Raw genomic sequence first — 25,566 nt, forward strand, 5'->3', positions numbered from 1 at the left:
GAGGAATTTGCGCCATGTCATTGCCTGAAAAAGTTCGCCTGGTCGAAGTCGGCCCTCGCGACGGTCTGCAGAACGAAGCACAGCCGATCAACGTGGCCGACAAGGTCCGTCTGGTGGATGACTTAACCGCTGCGGGCCTCTCCTATATTGAAGTGGGCAGTTTCGTCTCACCGAAGTGGGTGCCGCAAATGGCAGGTTCTGCCGAGGTGTTTGCCAACATTCGCCAGCAACCAGGTGTTACCTACGCAGCATTGGCGCCGAACCTGCGTGGATTCGAGGATGCCCTTACCGCTGGTGTGAAGGAAGTAGCGGTGTTCGCTGCGGCATCCGAAGCGTTTTCCCAGCGCAACATCAACTGCTCCATCAGCGAGAGCCTGGCGCGCTTCGCGCCGATCATGGACGCGGCCCGCCAGCACGGCGTGCGTGTGCGCGGCTATGTGTCCTGCGTACTGGGCTGTCCCTATGAAGGTGCAGTCAGCGCCGAGCAGGTAGCACCTGTGGCTCGGGAGCTGTTCGAGATGGGCTGCTACGAAGTGTCGTTGGGCGACACTATCGGCACCGGCACCCCAGGCTCCACCCGCCGCCTGTTTGAGGTGGTCGCCGCCCATGTGCCCCGCGCGCAGTTGGCCGGGCACTTCCACGACACCTACGGCCAAGCACTGGCAAACATTTATGCCAGCCTGCTTGAAGACATCACGGTATTCGACAGCTCCGTCGCTGGGTTGGGTGGCTGTCCCTACGCCAAAGGCGCCAGCGGTAACGTCGCCAGTGAGGATGTGTTGTACATGCTCCAGGGCCTGGGTATCGAAACCGGTATCAACCTGGAGCAGTTGATCGACGCGGGCTCGCGGATCAGCACTGTTCTGGGTCGTACCAGCGGCTCCCGGGTAGCACGCGCCCGTCTCGCGCAATAACCCTCCACAGCCAGCCGGGGGTGTTACCGCCCCCGCACTTTCCAGAGAAAAACCGGGTAACACGGAAACAAATCGACAAATCCTCTCGCACCAATTTCCCGCCATAATTCTTAAGTCATTGATTTTGCTAGACTTTAAAAAGTTGGCACGGCATCTGCTATATCTTTGGTACAAGAACAACAAAAATACGAAACACCTAATAAAAATAAGACGTAACGACTCTGACATAACAAGAACAACACGACAGAGACGCAGCTAACAGATTTTTTTGGAGAGGATGTGCTTTTCTGGGGCTCGCCCCGCAACCTGACAGAAAACAATAAAACTACCCTGAGGTAGCGAAGGTCACGGTTGGATCAGTAATGATGAGAGTAGATCAGCGCTCAAAAAAATACGTTTGCTCTTGATCCCGGATGGGGATCGCCAGTGACAAGAGGCAACGGTCGCCAAAAACAATAATAGGCCGCCCTCCAATAACAAAAAAAGAGCACGCAACAATCTTTGAGGGGAGCTTAGGCTCCCCTCAGTGCTTCCTGCCTTCCTTGTTTTCGTCCTCGTTTTCATTCTTGTCAGTTTCCAGCTTGTCCACCACCCAAGGCATGACGCCCAGCACCAGCAGCGCCAGCAGTGTACTGATGACTGCGGTAGCTTCACGCCCCATACCGGCGGCGACACCGATGGCAGCGGTCATCCATAACCCGGCAGCGGTGGTCAGCCCTTTGACATGACTGGAATCTTCTTGATCTCGCCCTTTGAGTATGGTGCCTGCACCAAGAAAGCCGATACCGGCAACAATGCCCTGCACCACCCGGCTCAAACCCGCATCATCGATACCGGCCATGCGTGGCACCAGGATGAACAGCGCCGCGCCCATAGCCACCAGCATGTGCGTGCGCACCCCGGCCGCCTTACCCTTTAGTTCACGCTCAAAGCCCAGTACAGCCCCGAGCAGGGCTGCCATGAGCATGCGTATCGTTACCTGAGTCAGTTGCTTGGCATCATTGATGTCGGCGAACTCAGCGACCAGGGTCAACCAGACTTGCTGCCACCAGGTGTCCATCGGCGTAGTCCGCATTCAACGAGGGTTAATGCATGGACCACAGCCTACGGCTAAAAGTGCAGTGCATACCGCTGATCGGTTTATCCCAGTAACCGCGCGCACGCGGGAGTCCAAATCCGTAACTCCGACGATCTGAGGACGCTGACATGACTATTGAAATTGATCAAAATAATCAGCGCTGCACGCTGATTGCCGACGACCTGCGCATCGAAGGTGCCGCTACGGACGTAACGGTGGTGACCGATGAACACCTGCGCATGTCGGTGGCCGAACTTGCCGGCCAGCGCGTACCGATCACTGAAGCAGAAGCCGATGCGCTGACTGTAGCGGGTGCGGTGGATGGTCGCAGGCATCTCAAGGTAAGCGAGGAAGGCTCGATAATCTGAGGCCTGCACGGATCTACCGAAAAATCTGATACGGTTTTTATCGAAATATCTGAGTCTGTTATGCAAACAGATGGGGCGCCATAGTGCTCTGGCCTGATCGAGGCCTGATGAGCGACGAACCATGAGCGATAGAATCCCCGTCCAGATCGTTGAAATTGCCGAGCCTTCCACCTTCAAGAAGAAGGCCGCCAGCAGCGACAGACAAATCCATACCCGCAGCTTTACCGGCTTTTTTCGAAACCTGCGCCTGGGTGGCGCAGGATTTCTGTTTCTGCTGTTTTTCGGCACCGTCTGGTTGAATTGGGAAGGACGCCAGGCAGTGCTGTGGGACCTGGCCGACAGCAAATTCCATATTTTCGGCGCGACCTTTTGGCCACAGGACTTCATTCTATTGTCCGCGCTGTTGATCATCTGCGCCTTCGGCCTGTTTGCCATCACCGTGTTTGCCGGACGCGTGTGGTGCGGTTACACCTGTCCGCAGAGTTCCTGGACCTGGGTATTCATGTGGTGCGAGAAGGTTACCGAGGGTGACCGCAACCAGCGGATCAAACTCGATGCAGCACCCTGGGGCCTGAACAAGATGATTCGGCGTTCAGCCAAACACACCCTGTGGCTGGCTATCAGCCTGCTCACCGGTTTGACCTTCGTCGGTTACTTCACCCCGATCCGGCCATTGGCCGAGGAGTTGTTCACCCTGCAACTGGGCGGTATCAGCCTGTTCTGGATTCTGTTCTTTACCGGGGCCACCTACATCAATGCCGGCTGGCTGCGTGAAGCGGTATGTATGCACATGTGCCCCTATGCGCGATTCCAAAGCGTGATGTTCGACAAGGACACCCTGGCCATTGCCTATGACCCGACCCGCGGCGAGTCCCGGGGCCCGCGCAAGAAGGACAGCGACTACAAGGCCAAAGGCCTTGGCGATTGCATTGACTGCCAGATGTGCGTGCAGGTCTGCCCGACCGGTATCGACATTCGCGACGGCCTGCAGATGGAATGCATTGGCTGCGCCGCCTGTATCGACGCCTGCGACTCGATCATGGACAAGATGGGTTACGCCCGTGGCCTGGTGGGCTACAAGTCCGAACACAATCTGCAGGGTGGCACGACAAACTGGTTGCGCCCTCGCCTGCTCGGTTACGTCACGGCACTGGTGGTGATGATTGGCGCCTTGGTCATCGCCCTGCAACAACGGCCGATGGTATCGATGGACGTGATCAAGGACCGTGGCCTGTTCCGTGAGAACAACCTGGGCCAGATCGAAAACATCTACACCCTCAAGGTCATCAACAAAACCCAGGAATCGCAGCACTACCGCCTGCGCCTGGTGGACGCCAACGGCTTCGAGTTGCACGGCAAGACCGAATTTACCCTCGCGGCCGGAGAAATGAGTGAAATGCCGGTATCGGTGGCCATGCTTGGCGAACGGGCCCAGAGCAGCTCGCAGGAACTCAGCTTTGAACTCAGTGATACCGACGAGCCGGGAATTTCCACTGTTGCCCACAGCCGTTTTGTCGCGCCTTTGAACCGCTGATCACATACACTTCGAAGCAATCGAAACGTCCTGAGCCATGATGAAACGCTACGAAAAATTCGCCGACGACATTGCCGAACTGATTCGCTCCGGGGTCCTGGGCCCCGGCCAGCGCGTGCCGTCGGTGCGTTACGCCAGTCAGACCCACGGGGTCAGCCCTTCCACGGTGTTCCAGGCTTATTATCTGCTGGAGCGCCGCGGCCTGATCCGTGCTCGGCCGCGTTCGGGCTACTTCGTCAACGCCCATGCGCCGCGGCAATTCAACGAGCCACAAATCATCGAACAAGCGAGTGAGTCCACCGAGGTGGATGTCAGCGCGCTGGTGTTCTCGATTCTGGATTCGATCAAGGACCCCGAAACGGTCGCGTTCGGTTCGGCCTTCCCCAGCCCGAATCTATTCCCGCTGCCCCGCCTGGCCCGTTCCATGGCCAGCGCCAGCCGCGAGATGGACCCGCGCATGGTGGTTACCGACCTGTCGCCGGGCAACCCGCAATTGCGCCGCCAGATTGCCCTGCGCTACATGGTCGGCGGCTTGATGCTGCCCATGGAAGAATTGCTGATTACCAACGGTGCCCTGGAAGCACTCAACCTGTGCCTGCAAGCGGTTACCGAGCCCGGCGACCTCGTAGCAATCGAGGCTCCGGCCTTCTACGCCTGCCTGCAAGTGCTTGAACGCCTCAAGCTCAAGGCCGTGGAAATCCCGGTACACCCTCGTGAGGGCATCGACCTCGGGGTGCTGGCGCAAACCCTGGACAAGCATCCGGTCAAAGCTGTCTGGTGCATGACCAATTTCCAGAACCCGGTTGGCGCGAGCATGCCAGAGGAGAAAAAGCAGCAATTGGTCGAGCTGCTGCGCCAGCACCAGGTGCCGATGATCGAAGACGATGTCTATGCCGAGTTGTATTACGCCCAGCAAGCCCCGAAGCCCGCCAAGGCCTTCGATACTGACGGACTGGTGATGCACTGCGGCTCCTTTTCCAAAAGCCTGGCCCCTGGCTACAGGATTGGCTGGGTGGCTGCCGGGCGCTATGCGCAGAAGATCGAACGGCTCAAGCTGATGACGTCGCTGTGTGCCTCGATGCCGGCCCAGGCAGCTATCGCCGACTACCTGCAACATGGCGGTTACGACAGGCATCTGCGCAGGCTGCGCTATGCCCTGGAAGAACAGCAGAGCGCCATGCTTGCGGCGATCGCCAGGCACTTCCCGGCGCAGACACGGGTCAGCCATCCTTCTGGTGGCTACTTTCTGTGGCTGGAACTTCCCGAGCAGATGGATTCGCTCAAGCTGTTCCAAATGGCCCTGGCCCAGGGCATCAGCATTGCCCCCGGACCGATTTTTTCGCCAACCCAGCGCTTTCGCAACTGCATCCGCCTGAACTACGGCAGCCCCTGGACCGAACAATCGGAGAAGGCCATGGAAACCCTAGGCCGGATCGTGCGCTCGTTCTAGCCAGCAGGCTCAGCGCCCACCGCCCAGATCGATAAAGCTGCCGGTCGAGTACGAGGCTTTGTCCGAGAGCAGCCACATGATCGCCTCGGCCACTTCTTCGGCTTGACCGCCTCGCCCCATGGGTATGCTTGGTTCAAGCTTGCTGACACGTTCGGCATCGCCACTGAGGGCATGAAAGTCGGTAAAGATGTACCCAGGACGCACCGCATTGACCCGTACACCGTCAGCGGCAACTTCTTTGGCCAGTCCCAGGGTGAAGGTGTCCAGCGCTCCCTTGGACGCCGCGTAGTCGACATACTCGTTCGGCGAGCCGAGTCGGGCTGCCACCGATGAGACATTGACGATACTGCCACCCTTGCCACCGTGGCGCCTGGACATGCGCTGCAAGGCATGCTTGGCGCAGAGCATCGGCCCGACCACATTGGTCTTCATCAATTTGAGCAGGCGAAATTCGGACATATGCTCAAGCTGGCTTTTATGGCCGATGGTGCCGGCGTTGTTCACCAGTGCAGTAACCGGCCCGAGCTCGGCATCGACGCGTTGGAAAAGTTGGATGATCTCGTCCTCGACACTCACGTCGGCCTTGACCGTTATCGCTTCGGCACCCAACTCGCGAACCTCGGCCAGCACCTTCTGCGCAGCCTCGTCGTCGGACAGGTAGTTGATGCAAATGCGGTAGCCTGCACGGGCAGCCAACCGCGCGGTTGCCGCGCCTATACCCCGGCTGGCGCCGGTAATCACTATGACGTTGTCCATCGATACTCATTCCCCCAATGGCCGGACCCTCAAGGCTAACGCACTGCAGGGCCAGACGGAAAGTCACTTCAGGTGGCCGGCGTTGGTGTCGGCACCTTTCGCTGGCTGACAAAACTGTAATGTGATGCTCAGCTCACTGACAGTCGCCGCTGGCTAACGTCGTGCCATCCCCGCCCTTGAGATGGCCGCGCTATGCTCCGACAACCTACCCGCCGTACCTTCGTCAAAGGCTTCGCCGCCGGCAGCGTCCTGGCTGGCCTCGGCCTTTGGCGCCTGCCCGCCTTCGCCGCCAGTGCGCCCCTGGGCAATGAGCTCAGCGGCCGCGATTTCGACCTGTTCATCGGCCAGACGCCGGTCAATATCACCGGCCGCCCACGTACTGCGCTGACCATCAACAACAGCTTGCCCGGCCCGGTGCTGCGCTGGCGCGAAGGCGACACTGTAACCCTGCGGGTGCGTAATCGTCTCGACGAGCCCACGTCACTGCATTGGCATGGAATTATCCTGCCAGCCAACATGGACGGTGTTCCGGGGCTGAGTTTTGCCGGCATCGAACCGGGCGGTGATTACCTCTATCAATTCACCCTGCAACAGAGTGGCACCTATTGGTACCACAGCCATTCTGGGCTGCAGGAACAAGCCGGTGTGTACGGGGCCATTGTTATTGAGCCGAAAGAGCCCGAGCCTCATCGCTATCAGCGCGATTACGTACTGCTGCTCAGTGACTGGAGCGACCAGGCGCCCGAAGCCTTGATGGCAACGCTGAAAAAGCAGTCCGACGCCTTCAACTACAACAAGCGCACCGTTGGTGATTTTATCGACGATGTGGCCGCACAGGGTTGGTCAAAGACGGTCGCAGAGCGCAAGAGCTGGGCGCTGATGCGCATGAGCCCCACTGACCTGGCCGACATCAGCGCAGCAACCTACACCTACCTGCTCAACGGACAGCCACCGGATGGCAACTTCACCTGCCTGTTCCAACCCGGCGAAACCGTGCGCCTGCGCCTGATCAACGGTTCGGCCATGAGTTACTTCGACTTCCGCGTCCCTGGTTTGAAGATGACGGTAATCGCTGCTGATGGCATGCCGGTACAGCCCGTCAGCATCGATGAACTGCGCATCGCCGTGGCCGAAACCTACGATGTGCTGGTGGAGGTCGGCGACCTGCCTGCCTACACCCTCTATGCCCAGAGCATGGACCGTACCGGCTATGCCCGTGGCACCCTGGCGCGCAGTGCCGGGCTCAGCGCGCCGGTGCCAGCGACTGATCCGCGACCCATCCTGACCATGGCCGACATGGGCCACGATGGTATGGACGCGATGGCTGGCATGGACCACAGCCAGATGGGGGCGATGGACCACGCCGCCATGGGTGGCATGCAGACTCACCCGGCCAGTGAAACGGATAACCCGCTGGTCGACATGCAGACCATGAGCCCCAAACCCAACCTCGCCGACCCAGGTATCGGCTTGCGTAACAACGGCCGTCGGGTGCTGACCTATGCCGACTTGAAAAGCACCTTTGCCGATCCTGACGGGCGCGAACCGTCACGGGAGATCGAGTTGCATTTGACCGGACACATGGAACGCTTTGCCTGGTCGTTCAACGGCATCAAATTCTCCGATGCCGAACCGTTACGGCTGCGCTACGGCGAGCGCCTGCGCATCATTCTGGTCAACGACACGATGATGGCCCATCCGATTCACCTGCATGGTTTGTGGAGCGACCTGGAAGACGAACACGGGCGCTTCCAGGTGCGCAAGCACACCCTCGATATTCCCCCCGGCAGTCGCCGCAGCTATCGCGTCAGCGCCGACGCCCTGGGGCGTTGGGCTTACCACTGCCACCTGCTTTACCACATGGAAATGGGTATGTTCCGCGAGGTACGCGTCGATGAATGAAGTATTCAACCGCCCCCTGCTGGGCAGCCTGGCCCTGCTCGCCTTGCTTGCCAGTGAAGAAGTCACGGCCCAGGCCATGGACCACAGCACGATGAATCATGGCAGCATGAATCACGCCGCACCGGCCAAGGCCCCCATGAATCACGCCGATATGGCCGGCGCCAGCATTGACCATAGCGGTATGAACCATAGCGGCATGGATCATGGCGCCATGGGCCAGACCCAGGCGCCAGTTTCACCGCGTACACCGTTGCGCCCCATCACCGATGCCGATCGGCGTGCGGCGTTCCCGCCTTTGCCCGGCCATCAAGTGCATGATCAGAAGACCAATTGGGCAGTGATTGTCGAGCAGTTGGAGTATCAGAACTTCGAAAGCAGCAGTGCGCTGAACTGGAATGCCAATGCCTGGATCGGCGGCGACATCGACCGGCTCTGGCTGCGTACCGAAGGCGAACGTGAGCAAGGTGTCACCCACAAGGCCGAGTTGCAGGCACTCTGGGGCCATGCCATCAGTCCTTGGTGGGAATTGATGGGCGGTGTGCGCCAGGACTTCAAGCCGGCCAGTGGCCAGACCTGGGTTGCTTTTGGTATTCAGGGCATGCCGCTGTATGGCCTGGAACTGGAAGCCACGGCGTATGTGGGTGAGCGGCAACAGACCGCGCTGCGCCTGGAGAGCAGTTACGCTATCCTGCTGACTAACCGGTGGATTCTCGAGCCGTCGCTTGAGGCCAACTTCTTCGGCCGTAACGATGCCAGTCGCGATCAGGGCAGTGGCCTGGCCGACAGCGAGATCGGCCTGCGCCTGCGTTATGAAATTACCCGCGGTTTCGCCCCGTACCTGGGCGTCAGTTTCAATCGCAGTTATGGCAATGCTGCCGAACAGATCCGTGATGACGATGGCGATATCGGCCAGACCCGCCTGGTCGCTGGTGTGCGCCTACGTTTCTAGCCTTGGAGAGTCAGTATGTTGAGCAAGAAAATTGTCGCTTTCGGCCTGTTGGCCCTGAGCACCCTGGCACAAGCCGGGCAGACCATCGATGTATACCGCGATCCTAATTGCGGCTGCTGTAAAGAGTGGATCAGCCACCTGCGCGACAACGGTTTTACCGTCAACGACCATGTCGAGCCAAACATGAGCGCGGTCAAACAACGCCTGGGTGTGGCTCCACGCCTTGCCTCCTGCCACACCGGTGTGATCGACGGCAAGTTCGTCGAAGGTCATGTTCCCGCCGAGCAGATCAAACTGTTGGCCAAGCGCTCGGATTTGCGCGGTCTGGCAGTACCCGGTATGCCGATGGGTTCACCTGGCATGGAAATGGGCGACCATAAAGACGCTTACCAGGTCATCGGCTTGACCCAGGATGGCCGCGACGAAGTGGTCGCCAACTACTGAGCTGCCCTGGATGTTAAGTGAATGGGCGCTGTTCTTCAGCGCCTTTGGTGCGGCCACGTTGCTGCCGCTGCAATCGGAAGCGGTGCTGGTGGGCTTGCTGGTGCGCGAGCCACAAGCGGTGTTCAGCCTGCTGCTGATTGCCACCCTGGGCAATGTGCTGGGCTCGATCGTCAACTGGCTGCTTGGCCGTGGCATCGAACACCTGCGCGAACGCCGTTGGTTTCCCTTCAAGCAAGCCCAGCTGGACAAAGCCCGACAGCGTTATCAACGCTATGGCCAATGGTCATTGCTGCTCAGTTGGATGCCGGTGATTGGTGACCCGCTGACCTTGATTGCCGGCATCATGCGCGAACCCTTCTGGCGCTTCCTGGCCTTGGTTACCATTGCCAAGGCCGGGCGCTATACGGTGTTGGCCCTGATAACACTGGGCTGGCTGGGCCCCTAGCGCCCCCAGATCATAGCTTCGGTCCACCCCAGTTCGGCAAAGTCCTGTGCTCGCAAATGAGCTTCCTCTTCGCAGAAAAACTCATCCAACTGTGGCGGTCGCACTAATGTGTCACTGAGCATGGCGTGCACTTGACCGCGGTGATGAATCTGATGCTCGAACAAATGGGACAGCAGCCGCAGGCGTTGTTCGCGCTGAACCCAGTCGGGGCGCACGATGCTCACGTAACGTTGCAGTTGATCGTCGTGTAGCAGGCTGCAGTAGGCGATCAGCCGGTGATCAGCCTGGGCCTGTTCGGCACTGAGCACATCGCAACTGGCGAACGGTTCCTGGGGTTCGAAGAAGCGCTCACTATCGGCCTCTTGCGCCTCACCGCGCTGCTCGGACTCCAGAGCATTCAAGTAAAACCAGTCAACGGTAAGAATGTGGTTGAGCGTGGCTTTGATCGAGCCAAAAAAGCTGCAACGTGGGGCTACGAACTCGTCCTGACTCAATTGCAGACAGGCTTTGTACAACCGGTGGTTGGCCCAGCCGTTCTGGTAGGCCATGGTCAGCAAATAATGCGAAAGTGACTGCATGATCGACTCCTTCAACAGAAGCGTTGCAGTTGCATCTCCCGCAGGCGGCTCAAGGTGCGCCGGAACGGGAACTCCAGATACCCTTGAGTGTAGAGGGCATCCAGTGCTACTTCAGCCTCGATGTACAGGGCGATCCGACGGTCGTAGCACTCATCGACCAATGCAATGAAGCGCCGCACGCCATCATCATGCACTGACAGTTGCGGCAGTTCCCGATCCCCCGCCGGTACCCGCTCGGCACCGTCCTCTGTGCCACGGGCAATCTTCGCCGGTCGCTGGCGAGCGCCAAGGGCTGGAACATCGCCAAGCAGGATAGCCTTGTAATGGTCACACAAGGCCATGAAGTCCATGGCCGCGAAGGGTTGTTCACACAGATCCGCATAGCGGCACCAGATCACCGATTCGCTACGACGCACTACTGGCAGCAGCCGTGAGCCGATGGCCAAAGGCTGATCGCAATCGGCTTCGGCGCCGCTCAGTTGCTTGAACACCTCGTTCAATGCTGGCGACTGTCCCGCTTCACGCACCCAGTACCGTTGCTGGGCGATACCTGGGTGCAAACGATGGTCCTGCTCGCCGGCAACGGCCAGCACTCGCATGTGCTGCTCGATGGCGGCGATTGCTGGGACAAAACGCTCTCGGTTGAAGCCGTCGAGATACAACTGATCGGGTGGTTGGTTGGAAGTAGCGACCACCACCACGCCTGCCTCGAACAGCACCTGGAAAAGCCGGCCGAGAATGATTGCATCACCAATATCATTGACGAACAGCTCATCGAAACACAGCACGCGGATCTCATCGGCCAACGAAAGCGCCAGGGCTTGCAGGGGGTCTGCGGTGCCATTGAGCTGGAACAGGCGCTGATGTACCCAGCGCATGAAATGGTGAAAATGCTGACGTCGGGCCGGCACCTGCAAACACTGATAGAACAGGTCCATCAACCAGGTCTTGCCGCGCCCAACCGGGCCCCAGAGGTAGACACCCTGAGGTATTTCGCTGCGTTGCAGGGCTTCGAAGCAGCTTTGCAGGGCTCGGGCAGCCTGCAACTGGGCCGGGTCGCAGACAAAGCCATCGTGATCAATGGACTGTTGATAGAGCTGGAGGGGGGACTGCTCGGTGAAGCAGGTCATGCGCAGCGTCCGTCGCAAAAGCGCCCATTCTACCTAAAAACCCCTGAAACCTTGTGAGATTCCAATTGCGCCGAGCCCTCTCATTTTTACCAAAGCGCGCTAACCACCCTGGCGCCGTCGGGCTATAGCTCTAGCCCGACTTTCAATAACGCACCATCACTGTCATCGGTCAGGACGTATAGATAGCCATCCGGTCCCACGCGGACATCGCGGATTCGCGCTTCGAGTTCACCCAAAAGGCGTTCTTCGTGCACGATCTTGTCACCATCCAACTCCAGGCGGATCAACGCCTGGCTTGCCAGGGCGCCGATGAACAGGTTGTGATCCCAGGCCTTGAAACGTGGATGGTCATAGAACGCCATACCGCTGATAGCGGGCGACTTTTCCCAGACATGATGAGGGTCGATCATGCCGTCTACATGTTCGCCCTTGGCTTCAGGGATTGGCAGCAAGGTGTAATTGATGCCGTGGGTTGCGACAGGCCAGCCGTAGTTTTTACCCGCCTTGGGCAGGTTGATCTCATCGCCACCACGTGGGCCGTGCTCGTTGGTCCACAACTCGCCTGTCCACGGATTGAGCGCGGCGCCCTGCTGATTGCGATGACCGAATGACCAAATCTGCGGACGCACGTTGTCCTGGCCAATAAAAGGGTTGTCCTTGGGCACAGTGCCATCCGGGAGGATACGCACGACCTTGCCTTGCAGTTTGTCGAGGTCCTGGGCGGTCGGACGTTGATTGTTTTCTCCCAGGGCGATGAACAGGTAGCCATCACGGTCGAACACCAACCGCGAACCAAAATGGATGCCACTGGAAAGCTTCGGTAGCTGGCGGAAAATGACGTTGAAATCTTCAAGCTTGGCCATGTCGGCAGACAAACGCCCACGCCCCACAGCGGTACCTGCTTTACCGTCCTCACCTCCCCCTTCGGCATAACTGAGATAAACCATGCGATCCTGCTTGAAGGTCGGCGACAAGACCACATCCAGCAACCCGCCTTGCCCTTCAGCCCACACGTGCGGGACGCCAGCCAATGGTGCGCCCACCTTGCCCTCGACACTGACGATGCGCAGGTTGCCCACACGCTCGGTTACCAACATGCCCTTGTTATCGGGCAAAAATGCCAGCGCCCACGGGTTACTCAGGCCCTCAGCCAATGTGCTGACTTTGACGGTGCCCTCTTCGCTTTTAAAGGTACGCTCGGGGGCGGCATGGGCCAGCAGCGGTAGCAGCGTCGCGGCCAGCAAAGTGGGGATCCAGGTACGTACGGGCATTAGCGTTTCCTTCCAGGGAGTGTCTGCCGATCAAGGCATGCGAGGCGATTCGCGCGGCGGTCGGGTGGGTTCCAGGCGCGGTGGCGTCTGCTCACGGCGGATGTTTTCACCATTGCCGATGCCACGATTTTCAAGGGTTGGCGGACGCAGCACAGGTTGGGTCGAAGGACCGCGCACCGCCGGTGTGGCCGGTACGCTGCCTTGGCGGCTATTGGGATTGGCACGCATGATTGGACTGTTGTAGGGATTGTTCGCCGAGCCAGCCACCTGCAGCGGCGCTACAGCTTGCGCAGCCTGTACCGGGGTGCCGAACAGCACGGCCAAAGACAGGCCAAGCCAGCCCACCATTGATGTGTTCACGGTAATACCTCCTGCGCGAAATGACGCGCCCAAGCATTTGGATAGCCTAAGGCGCGTCAGGTTCGTCAGGAAATAACGATTTTCCCTACAGGTAATTCATTTTGTTTCCGCTTCAACTATCAACCTTGTGCCGAGCGGCATACAGGCAGAGCATTTCCATGGCCAACGTCGATCCAGCCAGGGCGGTTATATCGGCATGATCGTAAGCGGGCGCAACTTCCACCAGATCCATGCCCACCAGGTTGATCCCGCGCAACCCACCAAGAATTTCCAGCGCCTGCACGGTGGTGAGGCCACCACATACCGGGGTGCCAGTGCCTGGCGCATAGGCTGGATCCAGACAGTCGATATCAAAGGTCAGGTACACAGGATTGTCGCCCACCCGCTGGCGGATCGATTCGATGATTGCCTGGCAGCCACGCTGGTGTACCTGGCGCGCATCCAGCACGGCAAAGCCTTGGGTATCATCGTTGGTGGTCCGCAAACCAATCTGCACCGAGCGTGATGGATCGACCACCCCCTCGCGAGCCGCGTGCCAGAACATGGTGCCGTGGTCGACGCGCCCGCCGCCTTCCTCGCACGGCCAGGTATCGCTGTGAGCATCGAAGTGGATCAATGACAGCGCCCCATGCTTACGCGCGTGAGCCTTGAGCAGCGGGTAGCTGATGAAGTGATCGCCGCCCAGGGTGAGCATGGCGCAGCCAGCCTCGAGAATCTGTTCAGCATGCGCCTGGATGCTATCGGGTATCGTCTGCGGGCTGCCATAGTCGAAGTTGCAGTCACCATAATCAATCACTGCCAAATGGTCGAAGGGGTCGAATTCCCACGGCCAATGACGCGCCCAGGCCTGCTGCACCGAGGCACTGCGGATGGCCCGTGGGCCAAAGCGTGCCCCCGGACGGTTGCTGGTGGCGGTATCGAACGGCACGCCGCTGACCACCACGTCCACGCCGCGCAAGTCACGTGTGTAACGGCGGCGGGAAAAGCTGGTGATACCGGCAAAGGTGTTTTCGGCGACAGTGCCATACAGACTGTCTCGGGTTATAGCCTGGTCGTTGTCGGGGGCGAGATCCATCATCGAGTTCCTGTGCTACGGGTTATTGGCGGCTGCGGAACGTGGTCCACAGACGGGTACGTTGGCGCATGTCGGCCAGGCTCATGCTGCGATCGGCAAACAGGCGGGCTCGCACTTCGCTGGAAGGGTAGATATCCGGGTCATTGCGCACGCTATCGTCGACCAATGCAGTAGCGGCCTGGTTGGCATTGGCAAAGAACAGTGTGTTGGTCAACGGCGCCACCGACTCGGGACGCAACATGAACGCAATGAATGCGCGCGCCGCCTCTGGGTGTGGGGCGTCCTTGGGAATCACCAGGTTGTCCTGCCAGATCAGCGTGCCCTCACGGGGAATTCGATAGATAACCTGGTACGTCTTGGCGGCAGCCCTGGCTTGCTCGGCAGCCATAGCGGCATCACCGTTATAGGTCAGTGCCAGGCATACACTGCCATTGGCCAGGTCATTGATCTGCCGGCCGTTGGCCACGTAGGCGATGGAGGGTTGTAATTGTTTCAGCAGGGCCTGAGCTGCAGCGAGGTCATCTTTGTCACGACTGTAGGGGTCCTTGCCCAGGTAATGCAGCGCCACGCCGATCACCTCCTGAGGCGAGTCGGACATGGCTATGCCGCAGTCCTTGAGCTTGCTGGCGTACTCGGGCTTGAACAACAGGTCCAGGCTGTCGAGCGGCACATCGCCCATGCGCTGGCGAACGGCTTCAAGGTTCATCCCAAGGCCCAGGGTGCCCCAGGTGTAGGGCACCGCATACTGGTTGGCGGGATCGGCTTCAGCCAGCTTGGCCAGTAGGTCCTTATCCAGATTGTCGTAACCAGGCATCGATTGCGCTTGCAGCGGTTGCAGTGCGCCTGCCACCAGCGCCCTGGCCAGCAGGCTGGAAGACGGCACCACGACGTCATAACCACTGCCACCGGTGAGCAACTTGGTTTCCAGGACTTCAGTGGTGTCAAAGGTGTCATAACGCACCTTGTAACCGCTTTCCTTTTCGAAGCGCTGCAAAGTTTGCGGCGCCACATAATCGGCCCAACTGTAAAGATTGAGCACTTTTTCCTCGGCATGCACCGGCAGGGCCAGGATCAGGGGAAACAACCACAGGGATGTACGCATGTCGGGCACCTTTTTCAGGGGGTGCCAACAGCATGCCCGCCGCATTACATTGCTAAAATGGCAAGTTACTTAACCTGACATGCACCTGGAGCAATGTTTAATGCTGGGACAACTGCACGACCTCGACCTGCACTTGTTGCGGTTGTTCGTAACCGTCGTCGAGGCCGGCGGCTTCAGTGCTGCCCAAGGCGTGCTGGGCTTGAGCCAGCCCAGCATCAGCCAACAGATGGCACGTCTGGAAACCCGCCTTGGCTATCGCCTGTGCAGCCGCGGCAAGGGTGGCTTTCGCCTGACCGCCAAAGGCGAGGTGTTGCTCAAGGCTACGCGAGAGTTGCTGGTGCAGATTGAAACCTTTCGCCATCAAGCCAATGGTGTGGCTGGACGCTTGCTGGGCGAGGTCAGGATAGGTATTTCCGAAGCCCAGGACAGCAGCGTGACGCTGCGCCTGGCGCACGCCATCGAGCGCTTTCGCCAACGCGATGAGTCCGTACGCCTGGAACTGGTCAGTGCCATGCCGGCCGACCTTGAGCGCCTGCTTTTGCAGCAGCGCCTGGACCTGGCTATCGGCTACTTCTCCGGCAAGCAAGCGGCGTTCGATTACACCGCGCTGTTCGAAGAAACCCAACGCTTGTACTGCGCCAACCACCATCCTCTGGCGAGCCAGGCCCAGGTGAACCTGGAGATGTTGCTGGAAGCCGATCAGGTCGAGCATCCCTACCGATTTCTAGAGAGCCCCGATCCGCTCAGTGGCGGCCGCGCCTGGGCAAGGTCGGAACAGGTGGAAGGTGCACTGACATTCATTCTGTCCGGGCGTCATATCGGGTATTTACCCTGCCACTTCGCCGCCACCTGGGTCGAACGCGGGCTGTTGCACGCATTGGATCCGGCGCTGAACTTTCAGGTCCCATTTGCCCTGGCCCGCCATCGCGCCCAAGTGCCCAGCGATGCACAGCAGGCCTTCGAAGAGGACCTACTGGCAGCGTTCACATAAATCAGTAGGCCATCGACCAGGTCAGAGTGTAGGTACGCCCACGGCCTTGATAGTCATACAAATATTCCGGGCCGTAGGTGGGCGAGTAGAACAAGGTCGCGCGCTGGCCCCAGACCGTACTGTACTGTTTATCCAGCAGGTTCTGGATACCGGCGCTGAAGGTTCCGAAGCCGGTGTCCTGGCTACCCAGCAGGTCGAAAGTGGTGTAGCCGTTGATCTTGTGATCGGCATCGTCCTCCAGGGTAAAGGCATGGTTGGCTTGCAGGCGCGCAGTGCGCCCCTCGTCTTTCCAGCCAACGAAGGCAGTGGACTTGGACAACGATGCATAACGCGCATCACGTTTGATCCAGTCGCCGCTCTTGTCCTCCTCCTCCGAACGCACCACATGCAAGGTGCTGCCCGCCTCCCAACCGCTTTCGAAGTGACGGGTCAGCGCGCCTTCTAAGCCGAAGTCACGGCTTTTTTGATCCTCGACGTTAATCGTCAAGGTGGCCATGTCGGTGGTGATGATCTTGTCCGACCAGATGTAATACACCGCAGCCTGAGCATCCCAGTCCAAGTCGGCATAACGCCAGCCCAGCTCCACTTGACGGCTCTTGATCCCGGCCAGCGGGTTATCCTCGACACTCAATCCAGGCTTGCCGTAATACTTGGCCGGGTCCGGCAGGTCGAAACCTTCGCCATAGTTGCTCCACACCTGGTGACCATTCTTGAAGTCGTAGATGGCGCCCAGGTTGAACAGATTGACCTGATAATCGTTGGTGCCGCCCGGTACACCCTTGAAGTTGCCGACATCCACGTCCATCTGCTGGCGTCGGGCCCCTCCGGAGACGGTCAGGTTGTCAGTCGCATGCCAGTCCAACTGGGTGTAGTACGACAGTCCGTCAACTCGATAGCTGGGATAGCGCGCAGCCTTGCTGGCCTTGTCCAGGTCCAGTCCACCGCTTTCAGATGAGGTCAGCGAATCGAACGTGGTCTGCTCGGCATTGAAGCGTTCGCGATCCAGATCCACCCCGTAAGTCAGCTTCAGACTGTCCCATTGCTTGGCAAACAATGCCTTGAGGCTGCTGACTTCAAAGTTCTGCTGTGAAGCGGCAAAGTACACGCCCTTGGAACCAGCCGGTTTGCCGGGGTTGTAGTACGGGAACGGATAGAAGTTGTCGTCTTCCTTGCGATAGGAAGCCTGCAGGTAGAAGTCCTGACCGAGCACATCACTGTGGTGATAATTGGCGTTGAGCAGTAGGCGCTTGGTACGTGGCTCCAGGTCAGTTGAGTAACCACTGCGCAGCTCGGCGTCTTCCAGATCCGACGGAGCGTTGTGGTGCAAGTTGGGGAAGTAGATCCCGGTGCTGCCGTGGTTGCCCGAATCATAGTACTGAGCCAGCAAGTCGAGGTTCTGCTCGTCGTTGAACTTCAGTCCCAGGCTACCCAGCACATCGATGGTGCGGTTGTACTGCAGATCGGTCTGGGTGTTGTCGATAAAGATCTGATCGCCCGCTCCGTCGTAGAACGCTTCGTTCTGCTCGCCGGAAATACCCAGCCGCGCGTTGATTCGCTCATTGCCGCCGCTCACCGACTGGGCAATACGGGTAGACAGGTCGTCGCTGTTGTTGAAGCCGCTGCTCGCCCCCAGTTGCGTCTCGAAATGCGCAGGCCCTTCCTCGCCCTTCTTGGTGACAATGTTGATGATACCGCCGGTGGCACCACCGCCGTAGATAGCGCTGGCGCCGGAGAGTACTTCGACACGCTGGACGTTGAACGGCGAAATGCTGTCGAACTGCCGAGAAAGGCCACGCGAGCTGTTCTGGCTGACGCCATCGATCATTACCAGCACGTTGCGCCCGCGCATGTTCTGGCCATAGTTGGTACGCCCTTCGGGTGCCAGGTCCAACCCTGGAACCAACTTGCCGATGGCCTCCTTGAGGCTGACGCCGCTGTTGATCTGTTCGTTGAGCTGCTGCTGATCGACGACCCAGACCGTACCGGGGATTTCACTGATCGAGGTACTGGTGCGCGACGCCACACTGACTTCGATCGGCTTGAGGCTGACGCTTGCCGGCGCTGCTTGAGCCTTGCGCAGAATCACAGTGCGCGAGTCACTGAACTGCCAACTCATGCCACTGCCGGCCAGCAGGTTTTGCAATGCCTGGGCGACGCTGTAGCGACCATTGAGCGCCGGGCTGCGCAGGTCGGCAACGTCAGCGGTGGTGTACAACAGGTGCAGACCGGCCTGGTCAGCGAACGCGGTAAGGGCCTGATCAAGCGCTTGGGCAGGTACGGCCAGGTTCACTTCGCGATCCAGTTGGGCACTGGCGGGGGCAGCGTTCACGGCATCGGCCGCCTGAACCAAAACAGGACCGAGCAACGCGGCAAGTGCGGTAGAAGCGAGCAAAGCGTGTTTAAGACTAGCGGTGGAGCGGGCGATTGGCTTGAGCGAACCCTTCACTGTTTTCTTCCAGGCAAAAGTAGTAAATGAGAATGAAATGCTGATCAGTCTCACTACGACGATTGGGCGAAGAAGAACTTGCAGTGCGAAATTGAATATTTTTTAAAGCCACACGCGACCATCACACCATTGGCCAAGACCGGCGAAGATCAATAGACCACTGCCAACCAGGGCAAATAAGTGACTTTCAGCCCATAGCGCTGTTCGAGTGTTCGCAACAGGGCGTGTGGATCATCGAGGTCGAACACTCCACTGACCTGCAGGGCTGCAAGTTGCTGATCGGACAACATAATGCGCCCCTGCTGATAACGCTCAAGCTCCGTCAGTACTTCACGCAACGGCTTGCCGTTGAAGATCAGTTTGCCGCGCTGCCAAGCAGTCAAAGTTCCGGCATCCGGCGTAACCTGTAGGGTTTGCGACCCCACCTGCGCCTCGCCCTGGGCGATCACCACACGGGTGTGGTCGCCGTCACGACGCACACTGAACACTGCCTCGCTTCCCTGCACCGCTTCGCCTCCGGCCTCGACGATAAACGGACGCGGGTCATTGGCAGGTTCGAACAGGGCCTCGCCCGCCGCAAGCATCACGCGCCGGCGGTCGTTACTGAAGTCCACCGACAGCGCACTGCCACTGTTGAGCAACACTCGCGAGCCATCCGCCAACGTGATGTGCTGCTGTTGGCCGACGCGGGTGTGATAATCGGCCAGCAACGCCGGGGCCTGTTGCCAGCTGCCGTAACCTGCCACGGCCAACACCAGCGACGCCGCCAACGCCACGCCCCAACGCCGACGCGGTGCTGGATCGGCTGTCAACGCCGTGGCCGCATGGGTCTGGCCCAAGTCGCCCCATAAGGCTTCGGCCTCTCGCGCCGCTTCGGCGTGCGCCGCGCTGAGCTGACACCAACGCCGATACCGCGCAAGATCGGCCTCACTGGCATTACCCGAGTGCAGCAAGACCTGCCAGTCGAGGGCATCGTCGGATAAATCACTGATGGGTTGCGATGGAGGCATGGCAAGAACATCAATCATGGTTGTGTTTGAGCCAGTCACGGCAATGGCGCAGGGCCTGGCCGATGTATTTTGCCACCATGCTTTCGGAAACGCCCAGTTGTTGTGCAATCTGCGCCTGGGTCAATCCTTCTACACGGTTGAGCAACAGTGCCTGGCGGGCATTGGGCGAAAGCTGCAGTAACGCTTCGTCCAATTGTTCGAGGCGTTCACGGGCGAGCAAGGCGGCCTCCGGCACTGGCGCCGGGCATGGCAGTTGGCGCACCGCGTCGACGTCGTCCAGGCTGCCGGCCAAACGCTGCTCACGTCGCAACGTATCAATAGCAAGGTTGCCTGCCACACGGAAGATGAAGCGACGCGCATGCAACACCGGCAAGTCCTGTTGCTCGATCTTTACCAGCTTGAGGTAGGTTTCCTGGGCAACGTCGGCCGCACGCTGACGATCACTCATGCGCCGGGTCAGAAACTGCAGCAGGTCATCGTAATGTTCCTGGAAACTGGCAAGCAGCCCGGACACGGGAGACGTCAACATGGAAAGATTCGAAAGGCCTTGGGAACGATGATCAGACGTTAATGAGAAACAGTATCGTTCATTCTGTCCGCAGCTTTCAACGTCATCGTGCACTTGTCACACTGAAGCCCCAATTGCTTGCCGATAATACGGTGCCGCTGACCCTCGATTTCCGTCGCCTGATGCGCCTCTGCCTAGTGACGCGGCCTGCTGTTACTTGGCTGCTGCCATCAGCTTGTTGACTTCACTGCGCACCATGTTGGCGAATTCGGGTGGCGACATGCCATCGAGTTCGGCACGTACCCATTCAGCCCATTTGCCCTTGCGTCGTGGCTTTTCCGCAATCAGGCGGGCGGCTTCTGCCTTGGCTTTACCGAGGTTGGTTTGCCAGAGTTCGAACAGTCGCGCTTTTTCGTCCTCGATCTGCGCCCGTTCGGCGAAGCTCTTGTTGGCCAGATTGAAACTCATGAGGGGTGTCCTGCCGCTGAAAAATAGGCACTATCTTACACTGTAGCCGCAGGCCCCCGCTAAAACGCTGCAACTTTCGGCGCCCGTCGGTATCCATTGCTCAACGCCCATCAATTGACGAGGAAGTGTAAATGGCCAGGAAAACTCCCGTGCAAGCCAACGCCGAGCAAATCAAGGATCAGGCTTTCAGCGAACTGCAGGCCTTGATCGAAGAATCGGAAAAACTCCTGAACGACAGTGCTGCACTGGTCGGCGAAGAAGCCGAAACGTTGCGCGCGCAGATCGGGCTAAAGCTCAAGCAAGCACGCGAGTCGGTCGGTAGCGTGCGCAGCAAGGCGCAACCGGTGGTCGATGCCACTCAAGACTACATTGGCGGTCATCCGTGGCAGACCGTCGCGATCTCGGCGGGCTTCGGCCTGGTGGTTGGCTTGCTGCTCGGACGCCGTTCCTAACATCCTTCGCAGGGCAAGTTAAGGCGCCGCAGCACTGGCCGACGCTTGCCCCGCGACTGATCAGCGCAAGCTCAATGGCTGTACCACTGCACAAGCGATGGCCATGCCCACCAGTGCAGGCAGGTGTTCGGCCTGCATACGCTTCATGACTCGCGCTCGATACAGGTCCACCGTCTTCACACTGACCTCAAGCTGCTCGGCGATCTCGCGATTGCTGAAGCCCTGAACCAACGGCACGAACACATCTCGCTCGCGTGGGGTAAGGCTATCGATTCGGGCCTGCACCGAGGCGATGGGGCCACTACCCGCCAGCGCCTGATTGGAAAGCTCCAACGCAGCCTGAACTGCATCCAGCAACAGTTGTTCGTTATAGGGCTTTTCGATGAAGTCACAGGCTCCAGCCTTGAATGCCCGGACCACAATCGGAACATCGGCGTGGCCACTCAGAAAGATCACCGGCAGATCGAAGTTACGTGCGCGCAAGGCCTCCTGGACGCTCAGCCCGCCCATTCCCGGCATTCTCACATCAAGCAGAACACAGGCCGGTACATAGCCGTCGCAGGCTTCCAGGAACGCCTGGCCACTGGTAAAGGGCAACGCCTGTATCCCCAATGACTCCAGGAGCCAGACTGTCGAGTCGAGCATGCCCTGGTCATCGTCGACCACATAGACTTTCGGTTGCTGCATCACGCCTCCTCTGTTCCTGCGCTGGCCACAGGCACCAATTGGCAGCACAAGGTCAGGCCGCCCGCGGCCCCCGGCATCGCCTGCAGGGTGCCGCCGAAACCTTCGATAATACTGCGACTCATGCTTAATCCAAGCCCCAGGCCTTCAGGCTTGCTGGTGGTGAAGGGGGTGAAAATACCGTCCAGTCGCTGCGCCGCGACACCCGGTCCCTGATCGCTGACCAGCACCTGTACCTGTCCGCCAACCAGCGCTGCGCCAAGCACGATACGCGAGGGCTGGCCTTGATGTTGCTCGCGGTTGGCATCCAGGGCGTTGCGCAGCAGATTGAGCAAGACCTGCTCGAGCAATACCCGGTCGGCATACACCTGTGGTAACGGATCAGCCATGTCCTGGACAATGCTCACCCGGTCCCGGCTCGCCTCCCAGTCACACAGCCGAACGGCGTCTGCGGCGACATCGGCAATCGCCAGCGCCTGCAGACGCCGAGGTTCTTTACGCAGAAATGCCCGCAGACGCTTGATCACTTCAGCAGCATGGGTCGCCTGCTCGCTGATACGAGTCAGCCCTTGCGCCACTCGAGTTGCCGCCTGCGGATCACGGTCCAGGGCCTGCAGGTAACGCTGGCTGGCGCCGGCATAATTGACCACCGCTGCCAGTGGCTGATTGATTTCATGGGCAATGCCCGACGCCAATTCACCCAAGGTAATCAGCCGCGCACTATGGGCCAGTTCATCCTGATGACGACGCTGCTGGCTTTCACGCAGCTCACGCTCGGTCATGTCACGGGCCACCAGTGAATAGTACCGCTCGCCACCGTTTCCACGATGCGCCAGCAACACCAGTGACACTGGGAACACTTGTCCCCCCTGCCACGGGATCAAGCGTGTCTCGGCATGCCACACGCCGGTTTGTTCGGCACGCTGCCAGCCTTCGCGCGCCAGTTGATGTTGCAGGCCGGGGTCCAGCAATGCTTGCAATGAAGGCAACGGATCGACGTCTTGCAGTTCCAGGGCACGCCGCGCCGAGCGGTTGAGGTAGCTGAGTCGGCCGCTGCGGTCGGTAAACAGCACTAGGTCGGTATTGGCTTCCACCACCTGCGCCAGACGCCGACGGTTCTCTTGCGCTTCGATACGTGAGGTGATGTCCCGAGACACGCTGACAATTTCTACCACTACGCCGGTGTAGGTCTCGCGAATCGCCCGGCTGGCTATCTCGAACCACAGGTCATGGCCATCACGGTGGCGCACCCGGCAGGTCATGGTTTGATAACCATCCTGTTCCAGCGCCTGGGCAGCCAGTTGCAGCGATTGCCGACGGTCCTGGGGATGAAACAGCGACTGCACCGCGACGCCGCGCAGTTGCTCAGGCCAGTAGCCGAGCAAACGGTAGGATGCCGGTGAGGCATCGAGGAAGCAGCCATCGGGGCTGTGCCGGGATATCAAGTCAGTCGTGTTTTCAGTAATCAAACGATACAAGCGACGTGCCTGGCTGGCCTCACGCTCCGCCACACGCTCAGCCGTGGCATCACGGCAGCGCGCCAACACCTGGCCCGTTTCGCAATCGGGAACAAAGGTCCAGAGCAGAATCTGCCCAGCCACCAGCGCTTCCACCTCACTGATTGCTCGTGCCTGGTTCAAACACGCAGACACCAACGCCTGATAGTTGGCCGGCAACCAGTAATCAACAGCACGTTCTGGCCACGGTCCGAGCATGGCTTGGAGTGCCGGGTTGACTGCCAGCAATGCGGCAGAGGCATCTAGAAGCACGCTGGGTTGTGGATCGCTGGCAAGCAGAAAAGGCATAGGCATGCTCAAAGGATAGCCACTGGGATTCGATATAGTACTTCTACCATATTGCTATAGTCTATCTTCCAAGTACCATAGAACTCCGCGTAATAATACGACGCCGAAGGGATACCCTTCACGACACCTGATCAGAGCTAACAATCAGCCACCGGGGGTTGCAGTACGCCAAATGGGCGCCCCCTGCACAGGAACAATTCATGTCAATTTTCTCCCAGGGCCTGGCGCCCGCCCCTGTCAATCATCAAGCCCTCACCCCCTTGAGTTTTATCGAGCGTACGGCAGCGGTCTACGGCCAGTACCCTGCGGTGATACATGGCGCCATCCGACGCAACTGGCAACAGACCTACGCACGTTCCCGCCGCCTGGCAAGCGCTCTGGCCGGGCGCGGGATCGGTCAAGGCGACACTGTGGCAGTGATGCTGCCCAACATTCCGGCGATGCTCGAAGCGCACTTCGGTGTGCCGATGATCGGCGCAGTGCTCAATGCCCTCAACGTGCGCCTGGACGCCGAAGCCATTGCTTTCATGCTTGAGCATGGCGAGGCGAAGGTTCTGATCACCGACCGCGAGTTCCACAAGGTGATCGCCGGCGCCCTGGCGCTGATGGAACATCCGCCACTAGTGGTTGATGTGGATGATCCAGAATACGGTGAAGGCCAGGCAGTCAGTGATCTGGACTACGAAGCGTTTCTCGCCGAGGGCGATCCGGCGTTTGTCTGGCAATGGCCCGAGGACGAATGGCAGGCGATTTCGTTGAACTATACCTCGGGAACGACGGGCAATCCCAAGGGTGTGGTCTATCACCATCGTGGCGCCTACCTCAATTCCCTGGGCAATCAGATGACCTGGGCCATGGGCAACCATCCGGTTTATCTATGGACTCTGCCGATGTTCCATTGCAACGGCTGGTGCTATCCCTGGACCGTTACCGCCCTGGCCGGTACCCACGTTTTTTTGCGTCGCGTCGACCCGCAAAAAATCCTCACCCTGATTCGCGAGCATCAGGTCACTCACCTGTGCGGCGCGCCCATCGTACTCAATGCCCTGATCAACATGCCCGAGTCTGCCAAGGCGGCGATCGATCACCCGGTCAATGCCATGGTCGCCGGTGCGGCTCCGCCAGCCAAGGTTATTGGTGCAGTGGAAGAGATGGGCATCAAGGTGACACACGTTTACGGCCTCACCGAAGTCTATGGCCCCGTCACCGTTTGTGCCTGGCACGCCGAATGGGATGAGCATCCGCTGGCGGAACGCGCACGGATCAAATCGCGCCAGGGTGTACGCTACCCGACCCTTGAAGGCCTGATGGTCGCGGACCCGCAAACACTGGAACCGGTGCAGCGCGACGGCAACACCCTGGGTGAAATCTTCATGCGCGGCAACACCGTAATGAAAGGCTACCTGAAAAATCCTGAGGCTACCGCTGAGGCCTTTCGCGGCGGCTGGTTCCATACCGGCGACCTGGCAGTCTGGCATGCCGATGGCTATGTCGAGATCAAGGACCGGCTCAAAGACATCATCATCTCTGGCGGCGAAAACATCTCCACCATTGAAGTCGAAGACACCCTGTACAAACACCCGGCAATCCTCGAAGCCGCCGTGGTCGCCCGTCCGGACGAAAAGTGGGGTGAAACCCCCTGCGCCTTCGTCACCCTGAAGGTTGGTTTCGAACAAACCCGTGAAGCGGAGATCGTCAGTTTCTGCCGTGAGCACCTGGCCGGATTCAAATTGCCCAAGACAGTGGTCTTCAGTGAGCTGCCGAAAACCTCTACCGGCAAGATCCAGAAATACCTGTTGCGCGATTGGGCCAAAGCGCTCTGACCTCTTTGACAGCGAGAACCCGC

24 protein-coding genes and 1 pseudogene are annotated in these 25,566 nt (G+C 59.3%); 11 read left to right on the forward strand and 14 right to left on the reverse strand.

Annotated elements, in window-relative coordinates; genetic code table 11:
- Nucleotides 1–14 precede the first annotated feature (14 nt).
- Nucleotides 15–914, forward strand: a complete 900-nt coding sequence (locus tag D3Z90_RS17430; protein ID WP_136477203.1) for a hydroxymethylglutaryl-CoA lyase — start codon at nt 15–17, stop codon at nt 912–914.
- 523 nt (nt 915–1,437) lie between these two features.
- Here D3Z90_RS17430 and D3Z90_RS17435 read toward each other — a convergent pair.
- On the reverse strand, nt 1,438–1,974 hold the full coding sequence (locus tag D3Z90_RS17435; protein WP_136477204.1) for an MgtC/SapB family protein: 537 nt from the start codon (nt 1,972–1,974) through the stop codon (nt 1,438–1,440).
- Between the two features lie 146 nt (nt 1,975–2,120).
- Here D3Z90_RS17435 and D3Z90_RS17440 point away from each other — a divergent pair, with 146 nt between their 5' ends.
- From D3Z90_RS17440 to mapR, 3 genes are all read left to right on the forward strand, one after another.
- Nucleotides 2,121–2,360 (forward strand): DUF3203 family protein, encoded by a 240-nt coding sequence (locus tag D3Z90_RS17440; RefSeq protein WP_136477205.1) that lies wholly within the window; start codon nt 2,121–2,123, stop codon nt 2,358–2,360.
- 121 nt (nt 2,361–2,481) lie between these two features.
- Nucleotides 2,482–3,894: a cytochrome c oxidase accessory protein CcoG gene (gene ccoG, locus D3Z90_RS17445; protein WP_136477206.1), complete on the forward strand. Its 1,413-nt coding sequence runs from the start codon at nt 2,482–2,484 to the stop codon at nt 3,892–3,894.
- 40 nt (nt 3,895–3,934) lie between these two features.
- Entirely contained in the window at nt 3,935–5,344 is a 1,410-nt protein-coding gene (mapR, locus tag D3Z90_RS17450) for a GntR family transcriptional regulator MpaR (protein ID WP_136478988.1), read from the forward strand.
- A 9-nt stretch (nt 5,345–5,353) separates the two neighbouring features.
- Here the strand turns inward: mapR and D3Z90_RS17455 are convergent, their stop codons facing one another.
- Nucleotides 5,354–6,100 carry an SDR family oxidoreductase gene (locus tag D3Z90_RS17455; RefSeq protein ID WP_136477207.1) on the reverse strand — a complete coding sequence of 249 codons (747 nt, stop codon included), beginning with the start codon at nt 6,098–6,100 and terminating at the stop codon, nt 5,354–5,356.
- Nucleotides 6,101–6,292: 192 nt separating this feature from the next.
- On the opposite strand from D3Z90_RS17455, the gene D3Z90_RS17460 reads away from it, so the two are divergent.
- The 4 genes from D3Z90_RS17460 to D3Z90_RS17475 are packed head-to-tail and all read left to right on the forward strand — an operon-like array spanning nt 6,293 to nt 9,840.
- Complete coding sequence (locus D3Z90_RS17460) at nt 6,293–8,002, forward strand: copper resistance system multicopper oxidase (protein WP_136477208.1); 1,710 nt, start codon at nt 6,293–6,295, stop codon at nt 8,000–8,002.
- Nucleotides 7,995–8,951: a copper resistance protein B gene (locus D3Z90_RS17465; protein WP_136477209.1), complete on the forward strand. Its 957-nt coding sequence runs from the start codon at nt 7,995–7,997 to the stop codon at nt 8,949–8,951. The genes D3Z90_RS17460 and D3Z90_RS17465 overlap by 8 nt, the downstream gene beginning before the upstream one ends.
- 15 nt (nt 8,952–8,966) lie before the next feature.
- Entirely contained in the window at nt 8,967–9,395 is a 429-nt protein-coding gene (locus D3Z90_RS17470; protein ID WP_136477210.1) for a DUF411 domain-containing protein, read from the forward strand.
- 10 nt (nt 9,396–9,405) lie between these two features.
- On the forward strand, nt 9,406–9,840 hold the full coding sequence (locus D3Z90_RS17475) for a YqaA family protein (RefSeq protein ID WP_136477211.1): 435 nt from the start codon (nt 9,406–9,408) through the stop codon (nt 9,838–9,840).
- Here the strand turns inward: D3Z90_RS17475 and D3Z90_RS17480 are convergent.
- The 6 genes from D3Z90_RS17480 to D3Z90_RS17505 form a co-directional block, all read right to left on the reverse strand.
- Entirely contained in the window at nt 9,837–10,418 is a 582-nt protein-coding gene (locus D3Z90_RS17480) for a DinB family protein (protein ID WP_136477212.1), read from the reverse strand. The two genes, D3Z90_RS17475 and D3Z90_RS17480, sit on opposite strands and share 4 nt — an antisense overlap.
- 11 nt (nt 10,419–10,429) lie before the next feature.
- The gene (gene zapE, locus D3Z90_RS17485) at nt 10,430–11,548 is read right to left on the reverse strand and encodes a cell division protein ZapE (protein ID WP_136477213.1); all 1,119 of its coding nucleotides are present in this window, start codon (nt 11,546–11,548) and stop codon (nt 10,430–10,432) included.
- A 122-nt stretch (nt 11,549–11,670) separates the two neighbouring features.
- Complete coding sequence (locus D3Z90_RS17490) at nt 11,671–12,819, reverse strand: PQQ-dependent sugar dehydrogenase (RefSeq protein WP_136477214.1); 1,149 nt, start codon at nt 12,817–12,819, stop codon at nt 11,671–11,673.
- Between the two features lie 30 nt (nt 12,820–12,849).
- A complete protein-coding gene (locus D3Z90_RS17495; protein ID WP_136478989.1) occupies nt 12,850–13,167 on the reverse strand; it encodes a hypothetical protein in 318 nt (105 codons plus the stop codon).
- Nucleotides 13,168–13,291: 124 nt separating this feature from the next.
- Nucleotides 13,292–14,254, reverse strand: a complete 963-nt coding sequence (gene speB, locus D3Z90_RS17500) for an agmatinase (protein ID WP_136477215.1) — start codon at nt 14,252–14,254, stop codon at nt 13,292–13,294.
- A gap of 22 nt (nt 14,255–14,276) precedes the next feature.
- Nucleotides 14,277–15,356, reverse strand: a complete 1,080-nt coding sequence (locus D3Z90_RS17505) for an extracellular solute-binding protein (RefSeq protein ID WP_136477216.1) — start codon at nt 15,354–15,356, stop codon at nt 14,277–14,279.
- A 100-nt stretch (nt 15,357–15,456) separates the two neighbouring features.
- On the opposite strand from D3Z90_RS17505, the gene D3Z90_RS17510 reads away from it, so the two are divergent.
- Nucleotides 15,457–16,347, forward strand: a complete 891-nt coding sequence (locus D3Z90_RS17510) for a LysR family transcriptional regulator (RefSeq protein WP_136477217.1) — start codon at nt 15,457–15,459, stop codon at nt 16,345–16,347.
- A gap of 1 nt (nt 16,348) precedes the next feature.
- On the opposite strand, the gene D3Z90_RS17515 is transcribed toward D3Z90_RS17510, so the two are convergent.
- From D3Z90_RS17515 to D3Z90_RS17530, 4 genes and pseudogenes are all read right to left on the reverse strand, one after another.
- Complete coding sequence (locus D3Z90_RS17515) at nt 16,349–18,772, reverse strand: TonB-dependent siderophore receptor (protein WP_371922325.1); 2,424 nt, start codon at nt 18,770–18,772, stop codon at nt 16,349–16,351.
- A gap of 170 nt (nt 18,773–18,942) precedes the next feature.
- Entirely contained in the window at nt 18,943–19,821 is an 879-nt protein-coding gene (locus D3Z90_RS17520; protein ID WP_256658247.1) for a FecR domain-containing protein, read from the reverse strand.
- A gap of 4 nt (nt 19,822–19,825) precedes the next feature.
- A pseudogene (locus tag D3Z90_RS17525) lies at nt 19,826–20,332 on the reverse strand (RNA polymerase sigma factor); the annotation flags it as partial.
- 192 nt (nt 20,333–20,524) lie between these two features.
- The gene (locus tag D3Z90_RS17530; protein ID WP_136477221.1) at nt 20,525–20,779 is read right to left on the reverse strand and encodes a hypothetical protein; all 255 of its coding nucleotides are present in this window, start codon (nt 20,777–20,779) and stop codon (nt 20,525–20,527) included.
- Nucleotides 20,780–20,910: 131 nt separating this feature from the next.
- Here D3Z90_RS17530 and D3Z90_RS17535 point away from each other — a divergent pair, with 131 nt between their 5' ends.
- On the forward strand, nt 20,911–21,231 hold the full coding sequence (locus D3Z90_RS17535) for a YqjD family protein (protein ID WP_136477222.1): 321 nt from the start codon (nt 20,911–20,913) through the stop codon (nt 21,229–21,231).
- 60 nt (nt 21,232–21,291) lie between these two features.
- Here D3Z90_RS17535 and D3Z90_RS17540 read toward each other — a convergent pair whose 3' ends face one another.
- A complete protein-coding gene (locus D3Z90_RS17540) occupies nt 21,292–21,918 on the reverse strand; it encodes a response regulator transcription factor (RefSeq protein ID WP_136477223.1) in 627 nt (208 codons plus the stop codon).
- Complete coding sequence (locus D3Z90_RS17545; protein ID WP_305956100.1) at nt 21,918–23,720, reverse strand: PAS domain S-box protein; 1,803 nt, start codon at nt 23,718–23,720, stop codon at nt 21,918–21,920. The genes D3Z90_RS17540 and D3Z90_RS17545 overlap by 1 nt, the downstream gene beginning before the upstream one ends.
- A 200-nt stretch (nt 23,721–23,920) precedes the next feature.
- On the opposite strand from D3Z90_RS17545, the gene D3Z90_RS17550 reads away from it, so the two are divergent.
- Nucleotides 23,921–25,543 (forward strand): acyl-CoA synthetase, encoded by a 1,623-nt coding sequence (locus D3Z90_RS17550; protein WP_136477225.1) that lies wholly within the window; start codon nt 23,921–23,923, stop codon nt 25,541–25,543.
- Nucleotides 25,544–25,566 lie beyond the last annotated feature (23 nt).

This window comes from Pseudomonas sp. DG56-2 (genome assembly GCF_004803755.1).
In the GTDB taxonomy this organism is placed as follows: Bacteria; Pseudomonadota; Gammaproteobacteria; order Pseudomonadales; family Pseudomonadaceae; genus Aquipseudomonas; species Aquipseudomonas auratipiscis.